The 4,155-nt window shown below is 53.4% G+C and carries 1 tRNA gene and 2 rRNA genes; all 3 read right to left on the bottom strand.

Annotation, left to right across the window (positions count from 1 at the left end):
• Positions 1-77: transfer RNA gene (locus JNB71_RS24225), tRNA-Met, on the bottom strand.
• Positions 78-362: 285 nt separating this feature from the next.
• A 5S ribosomal RNA gene (gene rrf, locus JNB71_RS24220) occupies positions 363-477 on the bottom strand.
• A 264-nt stretch (positions 478-741) separates the two neighbouring features.
• A 23S ribosomal RNA gene (locus JNB71_RS24215) occupies positions 742-3,540 on the bottom strand.
• Between the last annotated feature and the right edge of the window lie 615 nt (positions 3,541-4,155).

Below are 4,155 nucleotides of genomic sequence, written 5' to 3'. Positions count from 1 at the left end.
TGGTTGCGGGGGCAGGATTTGAACCTGCGGCCTTCAGGTTATGAGCCTGACGAGCTACCGGGCTGCTCCACCCCGCGTCAAGCGCATTCGGATTTGCCGAATGTCGCGATCGTGTAACTGCGAAGCTGTTACGCGTCATGCCGGAGCAAATTGCCGAAGGCGATTTGCTCCTGTGTGGGACGCACGGACGGATGTTTTTTCCGAAAGTGTGTCCGGTCTTTCGTCTTGCCGGTCTACCGAAGCAAAAGGGCCGCTTGAGGGCGGCCCGGTTTTTTCGGCTGAGCCGGCGTTCGAAGAGAAGATGGCGATCATCCGGCGAGTTTATCGGGCGGATGATCTGGTATTTTTCTTGCCTTTAATAGACCTGGCAGCGACCTACTCTCCCGCGTCTTAAGACGAAGTACCATGGGCGCTGGGGCGTTTCACGGCCGTGTTCGGAATGGGAACGGGTGCAGCCACCCCGCAATAACCACCAGGTCAACTAAGGGCAAGAATTGCGCTTAGCGACAGCGCAAAACCAAAAAGAGAAGCTGGTTCACTCGCGTGAGTGATTAGGGATTAGTCGTTAGTGACTAGTCTATTTGAACACGTCTTTTTCCAAGCTGCTTGAGGCACTTACCGGAGCGTCAGCTCCGCAAGGCCAAGCGGCCGTCGCGCAGAGTTGCGCGGCCCGTCCGGAGCGCTATGCGCGTCAGGACAGAGAATGAAGATGTTCATCTTTGATGAACATCGGCAATGAGAACAATCAAGCCAATCGAACGATTAGTACCGGTAAGCTTCACACATTGCTGCGCTTCCACACCCGGCCTATCAACGTGGTAGTCTTCCACGGTTCTCAAGGGAATACTCGTTTTCAGGTTGGTTTCCCGCTTAGATGCCTTCAGCGGTTATCCATTCCATATATAGCTACCCTGCTATGCGGCTGGCGCCACAACAGGTCCACCAGAGATATGTCCATCCCGGTCCTCTCGTACTAGGGACAGATCCTGTCAATATTCCTACACCCACGGCAGATAGGGACCGAACTGTCTCACGACGTTCTGAACCCAGCTCACGTACCGCTTTAATTGGCGAACAGCCAAACCCTTGGGACCTGCTCCAGCCCCAGGATGCGATGAGCCGACATCGAGGTGCCAAACAACCCCGTCGATATGGACTCTTGGGGGTCATCAGCCTGTTATCCCCGGCGTACCTTTTATCCGTTGAGCGATGGCCCTTCCACACGGGACCACCGGATCACTATGACCGACTTTCGTCTCTGCTCGACTTGTCAGTCTCGCAGTCAGGCGGGCTTATGCCATTGCACTCGACGACCGATTTCCGACCGGTCTGAGCCCACCATCGCGCGCCTCCGTTACTCTTTCGGAGGCGACCGCCCCAGTCAAACTACCCACCATACACTGTCCCGGATCCGGATAACGGACCGCGGTTAGACATCCATGACGATAAGGGTGGTATTTCAAGGATGGCTCCACGGGAACTGGCGTCCCCGCTTCAAAGCCTACCACCTATCCTACACATGCCGACACGAATGCCAGTGTAAAGCTATAGTAAAGGTGCACGGGGTCTTTCCGTCTGACCGCAGGAACCCCGCATCTTCACGGGGAATTCAATTTCACTGAGTCTATGCTGGAGACAGCGGGGAAGTCGTTACGCCATTCGTGCAGGTCGGAACTTACCCGACAAGGAATTTCGCTACCTTAGGACCGTTATAGTTACGGCCGCCGTTTACTGGGGCTTCGATTCAAAGCTTGCACCTCTCCTCTTAACCTTCCAGCACCGGGCAGGCGTCAGACCCTATACGTCGTTTTGCAACTTCGCAGAGCCCTGTGTTTTTGATAAACAGTCGCTACCCCCTGGTCTGTGCCACCCCGACACACTTGCGTGCGGCGGGGTCACGCTTCTTCCGAAGTTACGCGTGCAATTTGCCGAGTTCCTTCAGCATAGTTCTCTCAAGCGCCTTGGTATACTCTACCTGACCACCTGTGTCGGTTTCGGGTACGGTCTGTACGGTGGAGCTATTTCCTGGAACCGCTCCGCTGCCCAACCAATCCAATAAGGTTGAACAACTTGTGCAATCCGTCACTACCACCAGGCCCACGAATATTAACGTGGTTCCCATCGACTACGCATTTCTGCCTCATCTTAGGGGCCGGCTAACCCTGCTCAGATTAACTTTAAGCAGGAACCCTTGGTCTTTCGGCGAGGGAGTCTCTCACTCCCTTTATCGTTACTCATGTCAACATTCGCACTTCCGATACCTCCAGAGGCCCTCACGGGTCCTCCTTCACAGGCTTACGGAACGCTCCGCTACCACATGGTCTTGCGACCACATCCTCAGCTTCGGTGCATGGCTTTAGCCCCGTTACATTTTCGGCGCAAAGACCCTTATTTAGACCAGTGAGCTGTTACGCTTTCTTTAAATGATGGCTGCTTCTAAGCCAACATCCTGGTTGTTTTGGGATCCTCACATCCTTTCCCACTTAGCCATGACTTGGGGACCTTAGCTGGAGGTCAGGGTTGTTGCCCTCTTCACGACGGACGTTAGCACCCGCCGTGTGTCTGCCGACTAGTACTCCTCGGTATTCGGAGTTTGGTTAGGATCAGTAAGACGGTGAGTCCCCATAGCCCATCCAGTGCTCTACCCCCGAGGGTATTCGGTCGACGCACTACCTAAATAGTTTTCGCGGAGAACCAGCTATTTCCGAGTTTGATTGGCCTTTCACCCCTAGCCACAAGTCATCCCAATCTATTGCAACAGATGCGGGTTCGGTCCTCCAGTTGGTGTTACCCAACCTTCAACCTGCTCATGGCTAGATCACTCGGTTTCGGGTCTAATGCGACGAACTGAACGCCCTGTTCAGACTCGCTTTCGCTGCGCCTTCACCTATCGGCTTAAGCTTGCTCGTCACACTAAGTCGTTGACCCATTATACAAAAGGTACGCCGTCACCCTTGCGGGCTCCGACTGTTTGTAGGCAACCGGTTTCAGGTTCTATTTCACTCCCCTTGTCGGGGTGCTTTTCACCTTTCCCTCACGGTACTTGTTCGCTATCGGTCATGCACGAGTACTTAGGCTTGGAGGGTGGTCCCCCCAATTTCAAACAGGATTTCACGTGTCCCGCCTTACTCAAGGACAATGAGTGTTCTACATGTACGGGGCTATCACCCGCTACGGCCGGACTTTCCATTCCGTTCCACTTTATTCCTCATTGCCACTGGCCTGGTCCGCGTTCGCTCGCCACTACTTGCGGAGTCTCGGTTGATGTCCTTTCCTGCAGGTACTTAGATGTTTCAGTTCCCTGCGTTCGCTTCTTACCCCTATGTATTCGAAGGTAAGATACCTTATCACAATGCTTAGAAACCCAAGCCGTCCTTGCGAACAGTTTGGATTTTCTAAGCATTTAAGGTGGGTTTCCCCATTCGGAAATCCATGGATCAAAGCTCATTCGCAGCTCCCCACGGCTTATCGCAGCGTATCACGTCCTTCATCGCCTGTGCATGCCAAGGCATCCACCAATTGCCCTTACTTCACTTGATCGTTCTCATTGCCAATGCTCATCCTTAGTTGGGTTTGGCAAACCTATCCTCCTCGCTTTCGCTCGGAAGGGGTGCCAAACCTGGCCATACGGACACTTCTCAGTGTGTAGGACCAGATCCAACGGTGCGGTTACCTTTTACAACCACACCAGATCCAGATGCCATCGACGTGTTCGATTTGATCCTCATACGAAGGCACGCCGGTGCACTTCGAGGTCAAATCTTAAGACCAGCTTCTCGAGATCTGTCCGGGGATGCGCGGTCAGGCAACATCCATCAACATGCCGTCAGAGATGACCAGAAACACCAAAATCCCCGAAGCCCTGAAGCCTCGAAGTTTCAGTGGTCCAAACCACCAACAACAAACATGCCTTGAGTAACAAGCTTCCTACCTACCTCCAGCCCCTCCATCAGTTCCGGTCGGCTAGACCATTCCTGGTTTCGATGGGACTGGGCTCGGACGCCAAAAACGATCTTTCGACCATCTTCAACACCTGGAAGCTTCCAGACATATCTTCTCTTCACAATGTAATCAGAACAGGCATCAGGCTCGGACGAACCGATGCAAACTTTTATTTCTCTAAAGACAAGGCGATCATCCGTCAGTTCAACACCA

It is taken from the genome of Rhizobium herbae (assembly GCF_019511375.1).
GTDB classification, from domain to species: Bacteria; Pseudomonadota; Alphaproteobacteria; order Rhizobiales; family Rhizobiaceae; genus Pararhizobium; species Pararhizobium herbae_A.
The sequence above is the reverse complement of the archived record's forward strand: the minus strand, read 5'-3'. Positions and strand labels throughout refer to the sequence as shown.